We start from the raw sequence: 18,715 nt of genomic DNA, 5'->3' as shown, positions 1-18,715 counted from the left end.
TGGCATTTCTTGTCGCGAAAAACCAGACAATATTGATCTTTTTGTTTACAGCAATCGTGCGGTAGCTTTTTTCCAAACCCGTAACGTTAAACTTCTGGACAGCACCCGGAATCGTGCATGTCCCTACGTCAGGATCCGATTTATGAGCAATCGAATTACTGTTCAGTTACCCGTCGATGGACTGCTTTTCTGGAAAATCTCCGGACGGGAAGCGCTGTCCGAAGCCTTCACCTTTAACCTGCAGTTGCTGGGCACCGACGCGCGAATGGACCGCAGCACGCTGCTGGGTAAATCGGTGACTGTCGCTATTCCGACACAAACGTTGACCGGCGCGCCGCGCTACCTTAACGGCAAAATCACCCGCGTGGCGGTGAGCGCCGTTGAGCTTTCCGGCACCCGTTACGCGGTGTATCAACTCACCGTGGAACCCGATCTCTGGCCGATGAAGCGCGACCGCAATCTGCGCATCTTCCAGGGGCAGACCGTCCCGCAAATCGTGAAAACCCTGCTCGGCGAATACCAGGTCAACATTGAAGACAAACTGACCGGCAGCTACCGCACCTGGGACTACTGCGTGCAGTACCAGGAGAGCAGCTTTGATTTCATCAGTCGTCTGATGGAGCTGGAAGGCATTGCTTACCACTTCCGCCACGAAGCGGACAAACACACGCTGGTGCTGACGGATGCGGCGACGCAGCATGATCCGTTTAGCGGTTACGAAACCATTCCTTATCACCAGACCCCTTCCGGCGGCAGTACCGACGAAGAGGGCATTAGCCAGTGGGCGCTGGAAGATAGCGTCACGCCGGGGCTTTACAGCCTTGATGACTACGATTTCCGTAAACCCAACGCGTGGCTGTTCCAGGCGCGGCAAAACCCGAGTTCACCCACGCCGGGCACCATCGATGTTTACGACTGGCCGGGGCGTTTTGTTGAACACGGTCACGGCGAGTTTTACGCCCGCATCCGCCAGGAACGCTGGCAGGTGGAGCATCAGCAAATTGAAGGCACGGCGACGGCAATTGGCATTGTGCCGGGCAGTACGTTCCAGTTGACCAATGCGGCGTTCTTTAACGACAACGGCGAATATCTGGTGACAGCGGCGAACTACTTTTTTGAAGAGAATCGCTATGCCAGCGGCGCCGACAGCGAAACCATTCACCGCATTGATTTCAGCGTTATCCCCTCATCGGTGGTGTTCCGCCCGGCGCAGCAAACCGCGTGGCCGCGCACGTACGGCCCGCAAACTGCGCGCGTCGTTGGCCCGCAGGGGGAAAGCATCTGGACGGATAAATATGGCCGCGTAAAGGTGAAATTCCACTGGGACCGGCTGGCAAAAGGCGATGACACCAGCTCCTGCTGGGTGCGCGTCTCCAGCGCATGGGCCGGGCAGGGCTTCGGCGGTGTGCAAATTCCGCGCGTGGGCGACGAAGTGGTGATCGACTTTATCAACGGCGACCCGGACCGGCCGATTATCACCGGACGTGTCTATAACGAAGCCAGTATGCCGCCGTGGGCGCTGCCCGCTGCCGCCACGCAGATGGGCTTCCTCAGCCGCTCAAAAGACGGCTCGGTGGATAACGCCAACGCCCTGCGCTTTGAAGACAAAGCGGGCGAAGAACAGGTGTGGATCCAGGCGGAACGCAACATGGATACGCACGTCAAAAACGACGAGACACATACCGTCGGCGGTTCACAGAGTGTGAGCGTCACCCGCGATTACACCGGTTCGGTTGCAGGCAAACACACCCAGGCAACACAGCTCTCACACGAACAACTGGTCGGCGGCGGCTTTACACAAATGGTGCAAGGCCCGCTGGTACAGGCTTCTGATAACAGTATTCAACTGGTGGCGGGGCAATCGGTGCTGACACTGGGCGCGAACGGCACCGTCACGCTGAAATGCGTGGACTTTCAGATCGATGCTATCGGTTCGGGCGCTATCAACACTGCGGGCCTGCTGGATTTAAACCTGACAAAACCGACAAAAGGTGAAGATGCGCAACCCACCATTGCGCAGATCCAGGCGGCGGTTAAAGCGGCATTTAATCAAGGGACGGATAAATAATGGCGACGGCGCAATTTGTACTTTCCGAAGGCGAACTCACGCTGCCGGATGCTTACCAGGATCGCAGCATTAACGTGCTGAAATTCAAAGAGAACAACGCCACGCTGGTGATCACCCGCGCGTGGGATATCAAACCCGGCGATGAAGAGAGTTTCCTTAACCAGCAACTGGCGAAAGTGAAACGCAGCATGCGCAAAGTGGTGACGGGTGAAACGCAGGACAGCACGGTTGCCGGTCAACCTGCCCGTGAGGTCTCGCTGCGTTTTGAAAACCAGGGCGCGGTGATCTATGAAAAACTCGCCGTGACCCGCATTGACGATCACCTGCTGGTGCTGACGCTCAGCCGTACCATGCCGTTTGATACGGACGCCGACGCGTTCTGGACATCCATCCGCACCGGTTTACATCTGAGGGCGTAAGGATGACGGATTACATCGCGGCCCGCATTGAAGACCCGCTGGTTCATAGCTCTGCGCTGGCGGATCTGGTCAGTGGGCTGGTAGAAGGGGCGATTGTCCTGGGGATTATGTTCGTCGCCGGAACGGGCATTGGCGCCGTGGTGGGCGCGGTGGCGATTGGCGCACTGATGGTCAGTGGCACGCTGGGTAAAATTGGCGATGCGGCCGGGAAAATGGTGGACTCGCTCATCGACCCCGGACCGCCGGATGCGCATATTGTATCCGGCTCGGACGATGTCTTTATCATGAAAAAAAACGCCGCGCGCGCCGCCGCGACGGTGGACAGGAACTATTTAGAAAACCTTGCCGCTGCGCCTGCCGATGAGAGCATCGACTGGGCAGCCATCGGCATGTTAGCCCTTGCTGGTGCAGCAGCGGTGATGAAAACCGCCCTGAATCCGAGTGCGGCGCTGCTGGCGGTTGCCGAACGCGCCAGCCATCTCACGCTCGACGACATGAAAAAGTGGGGCTCCAACCTGTGGGATGATTTGACGCAGCCGATGGTGGAGAGCGCCGATCCGCATGCCACGCCGATGCCGAAAGATAATGTCGACTGTAAAAAAGGGCACATGGTCACCAGTAGTAACTTTGTCGCCCAGGGCTCCAGAACCGTTTTAATCAACAACCAGCCAGCCGCGCGCAACGGCGAGAAAAGTACCTGCGAAGCCGAAATCAAAGTCAAAAAAGATCCGCGCGTGCGCATCGGCGGCGAAACTATTACCGTGCGCGATATCCGCAGCGGCAAAAATCAGCTCGCCTACCTGATTGGCAACCTGCTGGGGAGCCTGGGAATCGGCGCGCTGTCGCGCCTGATCAAAATGGCCTGTGAGCGCCAGCTTATTCGCGGTCTGCTCAAAGAGATCATCTGCCCGCTCGGCGGCATGGCCGTTTCACAGGTCGTTTCCGCCGCAGCCATCAGCGCAGTGAATACCGCTTTCCCGGTGAACATTCCTACCGGCGCAAAAGTCCTCGCCAAAGAAGAGGATCTCGATTTTGTGCTGCCAGACCGTATGCCGCTTTACTGGCAGCGCATCTATCACAGCCGCAACCGCGCCACCGGCATGCTCGGCACCGGCTGGATGCTGCCGTTTGAAACGCGATTGCTGCGTCTGGCCGATAACCAGCTGATCTTCCGCGACATGAGCGGGCGCGAGCTGGGGCTGGGCGAAGTGCTCAGCGGCGATATGATCTCCTACCCTGAAGATGGCCTGAAGCTGTTTTGCAGCCCGAACGGGGCGATGGTGATTCAAACCGGCGACGGCGAGCAGCAGATTTATGAGCCGGACCCAACGCGACCCGGCGAGTGGCGCATGCACCGTCTGTATGATCGCCATGAAAACGCTCACTATTTTAGCTGGAACGAACAAGGTCAACTGGCGCGTATCTCCAGCGATAACGAAGCGCTGGATGTGGAACTGGAGTACGAAGCCGCGTTCGGGCGGCTGCGTGCGGTTTACCAGGTTTGCGGTGGCGCGCGCCATCTGCTGGTGTCCTATCGCTATAACGAACAGGGACAACTGATTGCCGTTACCGACGCCGATGATATCGTCACCCGTCAGTTCGGCTGGGATCGTGCCAGCGATATGCTGGCCTGGCACGGTTTTGCGACCGGTTTAACCGTGCATTACCAGTGGCGTCCCGCCGCCGACTCCAGCCACTGGCGCGTGAGCGCCTATCAGGTGCATGACGAGCAAGGCGCGGTGCTGGAAAACTGGCGTATCGACGCCGATGAAACCCAACGCTACGCTCGCGTCAGCAATGATGAAGGCGTGGTCAGTGAGCACCACTGGGATGCGCTGTACCGCATCACGGACTACACCGATGTGCACGGCGGCAACTGGCAATTTAGCTGGTCGGGCAAATCCGAGCAGCCGCTGGCCGTGATTCAGCCGGACGGCGGGCGCTGGGAATATGCGTGGGACGATCGCGGCAACATGACGCTGGAGCGCGATCCACTCGATCGCGCGACGCTGAAAACCTGGCATCCGCTCTATGATTTCCCGCTGACCGAGGTGTTACCGGACGGCGCAAGCTGGCGCTACGAATACAACCTGGCGGGCGATGTGGTGTCGTTGACCGATCCTGAAGGGGACGTAACCCGCTTTGAGTGGAACGACCAGGGCGATTTACTCCGCCGTATCGACGCGCTGGAAAACAGCCACCGCTTCTGGTGGGACGCGCTGGGGCAACTGATCCGCGAAGAGGATTGCTCCGGTAACCTGAGCCGCCGCCAGTATGACGATGCCGGTCGGCTTGTGCTGACGACCGACCCGCTTGGCAACACCGAACGCTATATCTGGAGCCCGGCAGGCCGCCTCAAAACGTTCATCCGCGCCGATGGCCGCGAAACCCTTTTCAGGTACAACAAAGCCGGGCTGTTATGCGGGCAGAGCGTAGATGGCGTCAGCGAGCGGAAAGTGACGCTTAATGCGCGCGGGCAAGTGACAGAAGCCATCGATCCCGCCGGTCATGTGACCCGTTTCCGCTTTAACCGTGCGGGTCGCCTGGTGACGCTGACCAATGCCAACAACCAGCAATGGCGCTTTGATTACACCGCCACCGGTTTACTGACCCGTCAGTATGATTACGCCGGACGGCAAACCGATTACCAGTACAACGCTCTGCAACAGGTCGCCACGCTGGTGCGTCACCCGGTTAGCGGCAGCAACCTGCCACCGCAGGTGATGAACTACGAATATGACGCGCTTGGCCGCATGATCGCGCGGGAAACCGAGCAGCACCGCACCGAGTACCGCTATAGTGAACTGGCAACGGAAGTGTGCCGCTATGTCTACAGCGAGTGGCGTCAGGCGGCGATTGATATGCGCGAGCCGGAAAATGCCGAAGTGATTGTTTTCCAGCGCAATAAGCTTGGCGATCTGGTCAGCGAAGAGAACCATGCCGGCAAATTTGAACATCAGTACGACGCATTAAGTAACCTCAGCGCCACCACATTCCCGGACGGGCGGCAGATGCAGTACCTGCGCTACGGCACCGGGCATCTGCTGGAGATGCAGCTCGTCTTTGGTGGCAAAACGCTGCCCATTACCGGTTACCAGCGCGACAAACTGCACCGCGAAACCCATCGCACGCTGGGCGCGCTGGAGCTGGAGACGCAGTACGACATCGCCGGACGCATCACGCAGCGCCGCTGCATGGACAATGTGCGCGATCGGCTGGTCTTCGAACGCCGCTACCAATGGGATCGCGCCGACCAGATTATCCGCCAGATGTACACCGACGGCGCGCCGCCAACGCCTGCGGAGAAATACCGGCAGTCGCTGTGGGGCTACGACGCGGCAGGGCGCATGACGCAAAGCATCCAGCCAACCGGTGAAGAACGCTTCTGGTATGACGCGGCCGACAACCGCACCACGCCGGATTTACCGCCGGTGTGGGACAACCTGCTGAAACGCCTGGAGGGTGTGCGCTGGGAGTATGACGGTTTCGGGCGGATGACTGAACGCCACGACAGCTATCGCGGCACGGTGCAGCGCTTCAGTTATGACGATGAACACCGCATCAGCCAGGTGATAATTGAGGGCGACACAGAGTTCACCCGAGCCGAGTACCGCTATGACGCGCTTGGTCGCCGCACGGAAAAACAGGTATGGCGACGCCATACCCGTAAAGCGGAACGCACGCAATACTCGTGGTCGGGACTGCAGATGGTCGGCGAGTGCAGCGACAGCAACCCGGACGCGGCCGTGCAGTATATCTACACGGAAAACAGCTACGAACCACTGGCCCGCGTCGACAGTCGCGGCGGGCACGCGGAGGTGTACTGGTATCACACGGAACTGAACGGTCTGCCGGAAAAAGTGACCGACAGCAGCGGCGAAGTTGTCTGGCAGGGCGTTTCCACCACCTGGGGACGCAGCGAGCGGGAAAACAGCACAGCGGATTGGGATGTGCCGCAGAACCTGCGCTTCCAGGGCCAGTACCTCGACCGCGAAACCGGACTCCACTACAACACCTTCCGTTACTATGACCCCTGCGGCGGGCGCTACACCCAGATGGACCCGATAGGGTTACTGGGTGGGTTGAATACGTATACGTATGTGGTGGATCCGCTTACTTGGGTGGATCCGTTGGGGTTAATGAGCTGTTCTAATGATGCGGCTATTTTAAGGAAAAATATGACTGAGGATGGAATGATCACTCCCGGATATAAAAATTCCGCCCACCATATAGTTATGTCGAACTCCAGCGATCCTCGAATGGTTGCGCTTCGTGCAAAAATGGATGATTTCGATTTGCACTTTAACCATTCTTATAATGGAGTCTTTTTACCTACCAGCTCACAAGATAAACTCCTTGCAAATGCAATTAGCCCTGCACATAGTAAAATACATACTAATATATATAAACAAAATGTTTATGATAGATTGATAAATTCTAAAAATGCTGATGAGTTTGTTGATGGCTTAGAAAATATTCGGCAGTTAATATTAAATGGTGAATTTAATTATTAGGAGATAGCGATGATTGAGATGGCTGAATTGCAGAGGTACTATGATAATTTACTTAAAGAACAGAGAACTAAGCACGATGAGTTAGTTTGTGAAGTTGAGAGGAAAACGGATATTATAAAATATTCGGATAATGTTTTGGTGGAATTTTATCCGTATGAAAATGAAATGTATGGTTTAAAAAAGGGTGTTGAAGTAGATAAACCAAATGAAATAGATAAAGATATCATGAGGAATTATTTTGACACCCAAGGTTTTTTAATTATGACTGAAAACGTTTTAGCTGGAGATAGAGTAACAAGTAGAAGTTTTTATTCTTACACAGAGAAATTCGCAGAGCGTATATCATTTCAAAAAATTGGAACGTTTAGGCTCAAGTCCATCGCTCGTGTTTACAAAAGGAATAACAACATAATATTATTTAATAAAGGCACTTTTGGTGAAGGTATTTGGTGCTTTAACTATCGTAATGGTTTATTGGATAATGTGTCTATAAAAGAAAAGAGTGTGTCAGAAAATATTGAGAAAACAAGAAGTATTCAATGCATGTATAATGATGATAATACTCTTATAGAGATCATAAATAGATATGAAAATGGCACTGAGCAAGTAATGTATAAAAGAAAGAAAAGCTCTTAGGAAAAGTGGCAATGTAATATGTAATGCCAGCAAGATGCTGGCCTTAATATTGAATGATGGGGGGGTAATATATGGGCGGAAGTTGTGTCTGTTATTGTTATGGATAACATTAGGGGCTATGAAATCATTTGATTATCAGGCTCATAGATGATGAAGTAGTCTTTTGATTTATCAAAGTTGCTTTGGATACTACGATGATTTCTATTTATAAATGACAGTTCCTATCTAAAAAATCAGTGATTTAGTATACAACAATTATCCCGGGCTGATGTTGATCTGAAGTGCTTATTTATTATTTTTTTAAGTGCAAGAGATTATATGGGTATTTTAAATTATGAAAATACTGCATTCTAACTTACTGAGCGTAAATTTGTTTAGAAATTAATAAGTTTATTGCCTATCATGAATATATTATTTGGTTTTTATTTTTTGGCTTTGGTTTTATAAAGTTGCAATCAGCTAAAAATGTAATTAAAGATTCTATTGGCTTATTTTTTTTCTTGAATTTATACAGGATGTATATTGTTTTAATATATTTTGATAAATATAAAACACTATCTTGGAAATAGGTGAAAACAAGTAAGCCACAAGTAACAATCCCCAGCCTTCAGACATAGGGATACCACTCATTACATTAAATCCCAAACATGAGAAACCCACTTCAATTAAATATCATAAACCCGCTCTTCCGGTAACAACTCAAGCGCTTCGCTGATGCGGTCATTTTCTACCAACTCATGAATTTTCGTGGCAAGTTCCGTAACATCGGTAATGTTCACAATCCATTTCTGGCAGTAATCGGCGACCGCCTGATTGCGCAACCCTATCTGAATCGTGCGGTGATCCAGTTTGTTCAAACGGATATCACGCTCCGAATCCCACTGGATAACCACATCCGACGCTTTTATTTGGCTTTGCCATTCGGCTTCTTCTGTCCCGGAGTTGCGGTGATGGCTTAATACTCCCTGATTAAGAATTTACTTAAACCCATCATGGCTCAGATCAACCGCCAGAATCCGGTGCTGATTTGGATCTTTCTTCCCCCAGCCGGAGCGGTACATCATCCACAGAAAAGAGGGTTTTATCCATGTCATACGGGTCATACTGAAAGGCGGGGAGACGAAGGTGCCATGCGCAAGGGCGCTGTCCGAAATGGCATCGGAATAAGCCTGATAAACGCGGATAAAATCGTTGTTATAGAATGCTCTTAACTGCTTTTCGGCAGTTAATTCATTTGCCTGCTCTTTTTTCATAATTATTATACTCATCCTACGTGAACAAAATGGCGGATCAGTCTATCACAGCGCTTAGCGTCGATGTGTGCATGATTACGAAGCCTAAGAGACATTAGCATTCGAATAATCACGTCATTATGCAAACCGCATTCCACCTCCCGTAATGTAACAAATTACATTCAGCATAAAAAAATTTCATCGAGACTTTTTGACAACAGACAAGGTGGCTGATCTTAATTATGCCGCTAACTGTTTTCCATGTGATGTGATTGATAGCATAAGCAATATATACCTGTGTCAGAAATTCCTTATCGGGCTTGAAACGCATGCCAATGATAAACGCGTTCGGAACAAGATGGGTGACCTACCAATAACCGTAGTTTTTATAATGAAAATATAGTGTATACGATTTGTCGTACATTATTTTATGGACATAACAGCCGCTATTCGATGAAAAAATATTTATAAAAGAAAAGGTAATGTATGCGCTACACTCCTTGGAAAGGCTCATCATTTCCAGCAATGTGATAAAAGAAATTATTCGCATGTAGTAATGATTCATCTGGGATCTATTTAATTTTATATATCGTGCATCAGAGTTGGTTTAAGGGTTACATAAGGATGGTTATGGTTGACTTTAACGCGGATATTGTGAGCTTTATATCATTAGGGAATGTTCATCTTGGGGATTCCATTGATCTTTATCTGGAAGATATATTTAATAATTATACTGTGGAAATAAAAGAATATGCTCTGCCTGCACCATCCAGTGAAATCCGCTATGTCTATTCAGTACAAAATGGCACCTTAATAATCACCACCACCACGGATGATATTATTGTTTCAGTCGGCTGCAATGAAAACTATGCCGGTAAATATAAAGATAAATTATATGCCGGTATTACCATGGCAGAGCTTTCTCAACGTAGCAAAGCGCTGCGTATCCTGAACGGTACGCTAATCGTTGACCAGGATTACGGTCTCTCATTTACGCTGCCGCCGCCATACGATGAGATTGCCGATTCCCTTGAGCAAATCCCGCATAATTTATCGCTTAATGAAATTTATGTCTGCGATCATTCCGGCTGGATAAACCAATAATAAGCCACTGTTGCAAACTCCGTTAATAATGCTGTCTGAGGCAATTCAGCATTAAGGAAAATCAACGGAGTTTTTTATACCGATATTAGCTACGCCATCAAACCCTGCTGTTACATCGTCATTGCCAATCGCTGCTGCTTGACCAGGCGACAGCGCCTTCAGGCGCATGGGGGCAGCAGAAGAGAGAAGAAAATCAGTCGTTCACTCCAGCGCTGCGGGCGTGGGCTGAAACGACATGTTTTTCAGCGAAAACACCCACACTCGACGTCAGGCACGCTGACGTCAGTGATACCTTCCCCTATACTGCGGAAAACAAAAGAAAATAACCGCTTCGCTACATTTACAGGGTAAAGAATGGATACGGCTGAATTCTTCGCGCAGCTCGCGCGACAACTGCTGCTCTCTGCACCGCTCTTTTTATTGATTGCGCTGGGATATTGCCTCGGGCGTTTTGCTCACTGGCCGGAATCGGTCAACGAAGGGCTCAACCGCTTCTGCTTTAATGTGGCAATTCCCTGCATGCTGTTCAAAGTGATGAGTAAGTTTTTCGAAAGCCCGCCGGTGGATATGCGGCTGCTGATTGCCTACTTCGGCACCTGTTTTGTCATCTATGTGATTGGGCGCATCGCGGCGAAAAGCGTGTTCCGTATGGACGCGGTTTCTGCCTCGGTGTTTGGCCTGGCGGGCATTTTCTCCAATAACGTGATGCTGGGCATTCCGGTTGCCATTATTTTGCTTGGTGCATCTAGCCTCTCATCGGTGGCGCTGGTGCTGGTGTTTAACAGCCTGATTTTATGGACACTGGTGACCGTGTCGGTGGAATGGGCGCAAAACGGCAGCTTCTCGGTGCGGGGAATTGGCAAAACGCTGGTGAGCGTGCTGCGCAACCCGATTATCATCGGCATCTTCAGCGGATTCGCCTGGAGTTTCCTGATCCATCGTCCGCTCCCGCAATTCCTCGATAGCCCGGTGAGCATGGTGGCGCAGGTCGCCGCGCCATTAACGCTTATTACCCTCGGTATGAGCTTGTCGCGCTATCAGATCCGCAAAGGATTACCGGAAAGTTTGACCATCTGCCTGCTGAAACTGATTTTGATGCCGGCCTTGATTTGGTTAATTGCCTGGTTGCTGCATCTGCCGCGTGAAGAGAGCCAGGTAGTGGTGCTGTTGGGGTCAATGGCGGTGGGGATTAACGTCTATCTGATGGCGCAAAAATTCCAGGTGCTTCAGGGCGCGACGGCGACCAGCATGCTGCTTTCTACCCTGCTGTCGACCGTGACCACGCCGCTGTTTATGATCCTGATGACGCATTTCTATCCGAACTGGCCCTGAGGCCAGCCGGAAAGCCGTCAAACGATATCATCCACCACGCCGCCGTCCACGCGCAGCGCCGCGCCAGAGGTGGCTGAAGCCTGTTTCGAACAGACATAGACCACCATATTCGCCACTTCTTCCACGGTGGCGGCGCGCTGGATAACTGAACTCGGGCGATTCGCCATCACAAACTCTTTCGCCAGCGTTTCCAGCGACTTACCCGTTTTCTCCATCTCCTCTTTCATCATGCCGGCAAAACCGTCTGACAGGGTTGGCCCTGGCAGTACGCTGTTGACGGTGACGCCGCTCCCGGCGACAAATTTCGCCAGACCGCGTGCCAGCGAAAGCTGCGCGGTTTTCGTCACGCCGTAGTGGATCATATCTGCCGGGATATTCAGCGCCGATTCGGAAGAGATAAACACCACGCGTCCCCAGCCTTTTTTCACCATTGCGGGCAGCAACGCACGCGAGAGGCGAACCCCCGACATCACATTGGTCTGCCAGTAATTCTCCCAGGTTTCATCGTCGGTGGCGTAAAAATCCAGCGGGCCGTAAATCCCGGCGTTATTCACCAGAATATCGACCTCACCGCTTGCTTTCAGCAGTGTTTCCACGCCCTGCGCCGTGCCGAGATCGGCAATCGCGGTACGCAGCTTCGCCCCCGGCACCTGTTTTGCCAGCGCCGCTTTCGCCTTATTCACCGAGCCTTCGCTGCGCCCGTTAAGGATCACTTCTGCGCCGCTTTCCGCCAGCCCTTTGGCAATCGCAAAACCAATACCGCCCGTTGAAGCGCTGACCAGCGCGACTTTACCATCGAGTGAGATCTTCATTGTCTGCCCCTTATTCAGTGGATTTCACAAATGCATTAAGGCTAGCAGTTGAGGCACAGATCGCGTTGCCAATTGTTGCTCATAAAGTGTGCGTGTCGGGTTAATACCCGCCGCGGTATGGCGGCGGCAACCTTACTCTTCGGCAGCGAGACACTGCAAATGACCATGACGCACGCCGCGCTGGGCGATAACGTCGTCGGCGAAGTGTTGCACATCGCCCATCTTGCCTTTCAGCACGGCGATCTCCAGGCAATCGTCGTGGCTGATATGCACATGCAGCGTGGCGACAGAGAGGTCGTGATGATGGTGTTGCGTGGCGACAATACGGCTCGCCAGGTCGCGCTTCTCATGTTCATACACATATGACAGCACCGCGTAACCCGGCTGTTCATTGTCTTGCACGGACTCCTGCGCCAGCGCGCCGCGCAAAATATCCCGCAGTGCTTCCGAACGGTTATTGTAGCCGCGCCGGGCGCTAAGGTTGTCCAGCGTATCGAGCAGGTCATCATCCAGCGTTATGGTTACGCGTTGCATGGTTGCGTCCTTTGTAATGAGAGTGGAAAGGCGGGCAGCACCGCCTGTTGCAGCGCCTGGCCTGCCGGTGAACGCAGGCGCAGCGGTAAAGTGACGTCGAGCGTTTCGACCAGCGCGCCGCTCTCCATCACCAGCACACGCTGGCAAAAACGTTCCACCAGCCGCAAATCATGGGTGATAAACAGGCACGCGACGCCGGAACGTTGTTGTAGCCGCTGTAAGAGCCGGATAACGCCTGCCTGCAGCACCAGATCCAGGCTGGAAACCGCTTCATCGAGAATCAATAGTGTGGGCTCCACCGCCAGCGCACGCGCCAGGCACACGCGCTGTAACTGACCGCCGCTCAACTGCGGGGGGCGTTTACCGAGCAGGGAGGTGTCCAGCTCGACATCTTCCAGCAGCTGTTTGATGCGTGCCTGCTGCTCGCTGTTGGGCAGTTTTAACAGATGGCGCAGCGGTTCACGCAGAATGTCGCGCACGGTTTTACGCGGGTTCACCGCGCTGACCGGATCCTGAAACACCATCTGGATATCGCGGCGAAAGGCCTGGCGGGCGCGGGCGTTAAGCTGCTTTAACGGCGTGCCCTGCCAGCGCACTTCGCCTTCGTCTGGCAATTCCAGCCCTACCAGCAGCCGCGCCAGCGTGCTTTTCCCGCAGCCGCTGCGCCCAAGCAGCGCCACGGTTTCCCCGCTTTTTAACTGAAAAGAGATATTGTCCAGCACGGCTCGCTGGTGGTAGGTGTGCGACACACCGCTCACATCAAGAAGGTTCATTGCGCCAGCTCCAGTCCATACAGCGCCAGGTGAGCCGCGACTAATTCACGGGTAACGTCCTGTTGTGGCGCACTAAACAGAGTTTCCACCGTGCCTTGTTCAATAATCCGCCCGTTATCCATGACCGCGACATCATCCGCCAGCCGCGCCACCACGCCCATATCGTGCGTCACCAGCAGCATGCCGGGCTGACGCTCGCGCATAATCTGCGCCAGCAAATCAAGGATCCGCGCCTGCGCCACCACATCAAGATCGGTCGTCGGTTCATCGGCGACGATAAATGGCGCATCGCTCAGCAGCGCCATGGCGATCATCATGCGTTGCAACATGCCACCGCTCATCTCGAACGGGTAAAGGGTGAGCACACGTTCGGCGTCCTCCAGCCCGACATCCTGCAATGCCGCGAGGAGTGTGGCGTGATCGGCGGGTTTACCGAGCGCCAGGCACGTTTCCCGTGCATGACCGGCCATAGTGCGCAGCGGGTTAAAGGCGCTGCGCGGGTTCTGCATAATGGTGGCCACCGTCGTACCGCGCAGCGCTTGCGGTGTGACGGGCTGATTATCCGCCAGCAACTGACCGGCCGTTTGCCGCACGCCCGCAGGCAGCACGCCGAGCGCCGCCGCGCAGGTTAATGATTTACCGCTGCCGCTACCGCCCACCAGCGCCAGTACGCGCCCGCGTTGCAGGGTTAACGACACCTCCTGCACCAGCGGTCGCTCCGCGTGCAGGCTGATATTTTGCAGGCTCAGTTGTGCTGGCATCAGTGGGCGTGCTCCGTTTCCAGGTGGGGATCGAGATGGTCACGCAGCGCGTCGCCCAGCAGGTTAAACGCCATCACGCTAACAAACAGCGCCAGCCCAGGCCACACCATTTGCAGCGGCTGCGTCCAGATATATTGCCGGGCATCATTGATCATCACGCCCCACTCGGGGGTTGGCGCGGTGACGCCAAGCCCGAGGAATGACATCCCGGCGACGTGCAGCATCATATGGCCGATATCCAGCGTCGCCAGCACCAGTAGCGAAGGTACTACCGCACCCGCCAGATGATCGCGAAACACGTGCAGATAGCTTGCGCCACTTAAACGCGCCGCCAGCACGTATTCACGGCTGCGTAGCGAGATAACAAGGCTGCGTACCATACGCGCATACCACGCCCAGTGGGAAAGGGCGATTGCGATAATGACATTGGTCAGCCCTGTCCCGAGCACGCCGACCATAAAAAACGACAGGATCGAGGTGGGAAAAGTCATAAAAATATCCGCCACGCGCATGATGGCCTGATCAACGCGCCCGCCGAGCAGCCCGGCGCAGCCGCCTGCGCTTAAACCAAGCGCCAGCACCAGCAGCAGACACATCATCACCGACCCCAGCGACACCCGCGTGGCCGCCATTAAACGAGAGAAAATATCGCGGCCCAGGTGATCGGTGCCGAGCCAGTGCTGGCTGCCCGGCGGCAACAGGCGCGCGGGTAAATCGATGGCTTGCGGATCGTACGGCGTCCACCACTGGCAGGTCAGGGCAATCACCAGCAGTAACAGCAGGATCAGCAGCGCGAAACGCACCGGCCAGCGAGCCGTTTTTATAACGTGCATCAGTGCGCTCCTTCATGGTGGCGAATGCGCGGATCGAGCGCGGCGCTCAGGAGATCGACTGCCAGATTGCACAGCACAAAAACCAGCACCATCACCAGCGTAAAGCACTGGATCACCGGGTAGTCGCGGTTGAAGATTGCCGACACGGCATAGCGGCCAATTCCGGGCCAGGCGAAGATACTTTCGATGATCATCGTGCCGCCAATCAGCTCGCCAATATGCATGCCCAGCGCGGTGATCACCGGCAGTGACGCGTTACGCAGAATATGCCGCCGCTCGGTCTGCTTGTCGCTCAACCCGCGCAGCCGCGCCCACGTCACGTGGCGCTGCCCGGCGGCTTCCAGCATGCTGGCGCGCAGCAGGCGGGCGTTGATAGCCAGCGACATAAAAGCAATCGACACCGCAGGCAGGATCAGGTGTTGCCAGCCGCCGTAGCCCATCGCGGGTAGCCACTGCAAATGCACGGAAAAAAACATCACCAGCAGGAAGGCCAGCCAGAAGTTCGGCATCGACACGCCAAGAAACGCCACCGCGCGTACCAGAAAATCCGGCAAACCATCGCGGTGGCGCGCCGCCCAGATGCCAAGCGGTACGGAGGTGAGCAGGATCAGCGCCAGCGCCGCGCCGGCGAGTTGCAATGTCGCGGGCAGAAAATGCAGCACATCCTCAAGCACCGGGCGCTGCGTGGCATAAGAGATGCCGAAATCAAGATGCAGCGCGCGCCACAGCCAGTGGAGATATTGGCTGGCGAGCGGCTGATCCAGCCCCAGTTGAATGCGGGTTGCGGCTACCATTTCCGGCGTTGGCGGCAGGTTAGACAGGCGCAGATAATCCATCGCCGGATCGCCGGCACCGAGGCGCAGCAGCAGAAAAATCACCACCGAGGCAGCTACGATCATCGGGATCAATAACAGCAGACGGTGCAGTAAAAAGCGGCTCATGGCGCAGCGTCCGGGGTTATCTGATCAAACGGGATCTCCGAGGCGATGGGCGCAAACGGAATGGTGCCGAGTTGCGGTTTTGCCACCACCATCATCGAGATATAACTGATCGGCAGATAAACCGCGTCGTTGTGCAAACGGGTGAGAATATCCCGGTAAAGTGCCTGGCGCGTGCTGTCATCGCTGCTGGTCAGCACCTCGCCAATCTCTTTGTCGATAATCGCTTTGTCCGGCAGTCCTGACTGGGCCTGGTAATCGGCGTGCGACGGTACACGCATGGAACTCATAAACGCATGCGGATCGTACGGTGCGCCCCAGGTGCGGTTGAAAATCATGCCGAAACGGCCATCGCGCTGCCGGGCATAAATACTGCTCTCTTCCTCGCCAATCAGTGCGACATCTACGCCGATTTGACGCAAATTGGCCTGAATAATCTCAGCCATCGATTTGCTCAGCGCATCGGTGCCGATATAAGCCAGTTCGATATGCAGCGGCTGCCCGGCTTTTTCGCGAATGCTTTTCCCGGCGGGAAGCTGCCAGCCCGCTTTATCCAGCAACGCACGCGCCTGCGCCGGATCGTACTGGCGTGGCTTCAGGCCGATATTGGTATACGGCACGGAAGGGGCGAACAGCGTATCGGCAACCTGCTGCGTGCCATACAGCGCGCCATCGACCAGCGTTTTTTTATCCACCGCATAGTTCAGCGCTTCGCGCACGGCTAACTCATTGGTGGGCGCATGAGCGGAGTTCAGCGCCAGCATCACCGTCTCCATTGGCGCAGAAAGCTGGGTGCGCCAGGCGGGGTTCTGGCTGAAACGGGCAAACGTATCCAGCGGCAGCAACCCTTCGTTGCCGTAAAGCAGGTCGATATCGCCGGTTTCAAACGCCACTGCGCGGCTGGTCGGGTCCGGGATCACTTTAACGATAATTTTGCTAAGTGCCGGTTTCGCGCCCCAGTAGTGCTCATTACGTACCAGCACGTCGTACTGGTTCAGCTTCGATTCCTGCAACACCCACGGTCCGGTGCCAATGGGCGCATTAATGCCGTTCAGCGTTTCGTTGTTTTTAAACTGCGACGGGGCGATAAAGCGGAACGGGCGGGGCAGGGAGAGCTCTTGCAGGAAAGGGTAGTAGGCGCTTTTCAGGGTGATTTGTAACTGGCTGGGGCTAAGGGCTTTGACGTCGGTGATTTGGTTAGCAAGCTCAAGCCAGGCGTGGCGCTGGCGGTTATCCAGCACGGCGCGGAAGTTTTCCGCAGCGGCGGTGGCGTTAAACGGCTCGCCGTTGGAGAACGTCACCCCATCGCGCAGGGTAAAGACCCAGGTTTTGCCATCCTCCGAGTGTGTCCAGCTTGTCGCCAGCCAGGGTTTCACGCTGCCGTCGGCCTGGTATTTCACCAGCGGTTCATAGACCATGCTTTGCGCGAACATCTGATTTGGCGTGTAAAGATGCGGGTTGAGCGGGCCAACATTCACCGGCCAGGCGGTGGTGAGTGTGTTTTGTGCCGCGAAAACGGCAAAGGATGCGCAGAGCAGAAGCAGAGCGCCAGCTTGACGATAGAAAGACACGTTCGGTTTCCTGACGAAAAGTCGGTGGCGAGAAAAGTATGACGATTTTAGTAATTCATCATACGAATAGTATGTTCTGGATCAAAGGCCCTGTTTATAACAGGGATTTATCGCATTTTGCGTGATGGGTATGGCTGGCGGGTGAGCAGAGCACCCGAAACCTATTCGTCAGGATTATCGCTTTGTCTGGCGTAAGCATTACGCGAGTCGTATTACGTGACGTTTATAAGCCGCCTGCAAAAATAACGGGTAGCGCGCTACCCCTTAAACAGTTGCAGCAACATTTCAACCTGCTCATCCAGCGGCGTGAGGTCTTTTTTCACAATCAGGTGCAGCGGTGTGGCGCGGCGCGTGCCGTGGCTGAGTGGCAGCGTTTTGAGCACGCCGCTGTCGAGTAGTGGCTGAATGCGCTCCTCCGGTAACCAGCCGTAACCCACCTGGTACAGCACGGCTTCCACGGCGGCATCGATGGTGGAGAAGGTCCACGATTCCTGCGCCACCGGGCTGTGGCGATTGTCGCTTTCGGCAATGCGAATCAACGGCCAGGCGGCGAGCATCTCTTCGCTCACCTGCGAGGATGCGCACAGTGGGTGATCGCGGTGCGCCACGGCGACAAAATCGATGTTCATCAGCCATTCGCCGCGCCCGGTCATATCCTGGCGGCGGGTCAGTATCATCACATCGGCTTGCGCATGCACCGGCAACTCGCTGGAGGCGGTCTCCAGCACTTCGGTCAGCCGCACCTGCGTTTGCGGGTAACGCTGCTGAAACTGGCGTAAAATGGCAAACAGCCGCGCGCGGGGGAAAATGCTGTCAACCACCAAATCCAGCCGCGTACGCATACCGTTGCGCAGCGTGGCCGCGCGGGTTTCCACCCATTCAAAGGCTTTCAGCAGCGGTTTGACCTGGTTAAGCAGCAACTCACCGGCAGGCGTCAACACCGCGCGCCGCCCTTCCTGTACCAGCAGCGCAACGCCGAGCCGCTCCTGCAACAGCGCCAGGTTATAACTGACCGATGACTGGCTGCGATGCGTCTCTTCCGCCGCCTTCGCAAAGCTTCCCAACTCGACTACTTTTTGCAGTAGCGCCCATTGTTCCAGCGTCGTTTTATGCATAACCCATCTAAAAAGTGAATGAATTTGATGCAAATATAGCGTTATTCATTCGTTTTTTGCAGGCGTACGATCC

Annotated in this window: 14 protein-coding genes and 1 pseudogene; 6 read left to right on the top strand and 9 right to left on the bottom strand. The window is 54.6% G+C overall.

The genetic code is table 11. The annotated features are described in order from the left end of the window. Window positions 1-142 precede the first annotated feature (142 nt). From IP581_RS21945 to IP581_RS21930, 4 genes are read left to right on the top strand one after another with little or no spacing between them, the layout of a single operon-like run. Window positions 143-2,068: a type VI secretion system Vgr family protein gene (locus IP581_RS21945; protein ID WP_020455631.1), complete on the top strand. Its 1,926-nt coding sequence runs from the start codon at window positions 143-145 to the stop codon at window positions 2,066-2,068. Continuing rightward, the gene (locus tag IP581_RS21940) at window positions 2,068-2,487 is read left to right on the top strand and encodes a DcrB-related protein (RefSeq protein WP_193821351.1); all 420 of its coding nucleotides are present in this window, start codon (window positions 2,068-2,070) and stop codon (window positions 2,485-2,487) included. Before IP581_RS21945 ends, IP581_RS21940 begins: the two co-directional genes overlap by 1 nt. A 2-nt stretch (window positions 2,488-2,489) precedes the next feature. After that, the gene (locus tag IP581_RS21935; RefSeq protein ID WP_193821350.1) at window positions 2,490-7,001 is read left to right on the top strand and encodes an RHS repeat-associated core domain-containing protein; all 4,512 of its coding nucleotides are present in this window, start codon (window positions 2,490-2,492) and stop codon (window positions 6,999-7,001) included. A 9-nt stretch (window positions 7,002-7,010) separates the two neighbouring features. Then, window positions 7,011-7,637, top strand: a complete 627-nt coding sequence (locus tag IP581_RS21930) for a hypothetical protein (RefSeq protein ID WP_086872831.1) — start codon at window positions 7,011-7,013, stop codon at window positions 7,635-7,637. Window positions 7,638-8,302: 665 nt separating this feature from the next. Here the strand turns inward: IP581_RS21930 and IP581_RS21925 are convergent. Then, window positions 8,303-8,890 (bottom strand): annotated as a pseudogene (locus tag IP581_RS21925) (DUF4291 domain-containing protein). A 609-nt stretch (window positions 8,891-9,499) separates the two neighbouring features. Between IP581_RS21925 and IP581_RS21920 the strand changes: the two are divergent. Together IP581_RS21920 and IP581_RS21915 are read left to right on the top strand one after the other, a co-directional pair. Beyond that, the gene (locus IP581_RS21920) at window positions 9,500-9,973 is read left to right on the top strand and encodes a hypothetical protein (RefSeq protein WP_228007795.1); all 474 of its coding nucleotides are present in this window, start codon (window positions 9,500-9,502) and stop codon (window positions 9,971-9,973) included. Window positions 9,974-10,327: 354 nt separating this feature from the next. Further along, entirely contained in the window at window positions 10,328-11,305 is a 978-nt protein-coding gene (locus IP581_RS21915; protein WP_193821349.1) for an AEC family transporter, read from the top strand. A 17-nt stretch (window positions 11,306-11,322) separates the two neighbouring features. On the opposite strand, the gene IP581_RS21910 is transcribed toward IP581_RS21915, so the two are convergent. From IP581_RS21910 to IP581_RS21875, 8 genes are all read right to left on the bottom strand, one after another. Next, entirely contained in the window at window positions 11,323-12,117 is a 795-nt protein-coding gene (locus IP581_RS21910; RefSeq protein WP_193821348.1) for an SDR family NAD(P)-dependent oxidoreductase, read from the bottom strand. Window positions 12,118-12,249: 132 nt separating this feature from the next. After that, window positions 12,250-12,651, bottom strand: a complete 402-nt coding sequence (gene nikR / locus IP581_RS21905) for a nickel-responsive transcriptional regulator NikR (RefSeq protein WP_086872821.1) — start codon at window positions 12,649-12,651, stop codon at window positions 12,250-12,252. Further along, on the bottom strand, window positions 12,639-13,424 hold the full coding sequence (gene nikE / locus IP581_RS21900) for a nickel import ATP-binding protein NikE (protein ID WP_193821347.1): 786 nt from the start codon (window positions 13,422-13,424) through the stop codon (window positions 12,639-12,641). The genes nikR and nikE overlap by 13 nt, the downstream gene beginning before the upstream one ends. Beyond that, entirely contained in the window at window positions 13,421-14,185 is a 765-nt protein-coding gene (gene nikD, locus IP581_RS21895; protein WP_097399888.1) for a nickel import ATP-binding protein NikD, read from the bottom strand. Before nikD ends, nikE begins: the two co-directional genes overlap by 4 nt. Further along, window positions 14,185-15,018, bottom strand: a complete 834-nt coding sequence (gene nikC / locus IP581_RS21890) for a nickel ABC transporter permease subunit NikC (protein ID WP_193821346.1) — start codon at window positions 15,016-15,018, stop codon at window positions 14,185-14,187. Before nikC ends, nikD begins: the two co-directional genes overlap by 1 nt. After that, on the bottom strand, window positions 15,018-15,959 hold the full coding sequence (gene nikB, locus IP581_RS21885; RefSeq protein ID WP_193821345.1) for a nickel ABC transporter permease subunit NikB: 942 nt from the start codon (window positions 15,957-15,959) through the stop codon (window positions 15,018-15,020). The genes nikC and nikB overlap by 1 nt, the downstream gene beginning before the upstream one ends. Then, window positions 15,956-17,527: a nickel ABC transporter substrate-binding protein gene (nikA, locus tag IP581_RS21880; RefSeq protein WP_193821344.1), complete on the bottom strand. Its 1,572-nt coding sequence runs from the start codon at window positions 17,525-17,527 to the stop codon at window positions 15,956-15,958. The genes nikB and nikA overlap by 4 nt, the downstream gene beginning before the upstream one ends. Window positions 17,528-17,784: 257 nt before the next feature. Next, entirely contained in the window at window positions 17,785-18,642 is an 858-nt protein-coding gene (locus tag IP581_RS21875; protein WP_097399891.1) for a LysR family transcriptional regulator, read from the bottom strand. Between the last annotated feature and the right edge of the window lie 73 nt (window positions 18,643-18,715).

Source organism: Kosakonia pseudosacchari, assembly GCF_015167415.1.
Classification (GTDB): Bacteria; Pseudomonadota; Gammaproteobacteria; order Enterobacterales; family Enterobacteriaceae; genus Kosakonia; species Kosakonia pseudosacchari.
This window is presented reverse-complemented; position numbering and strand designations above follow the sequence as displayed.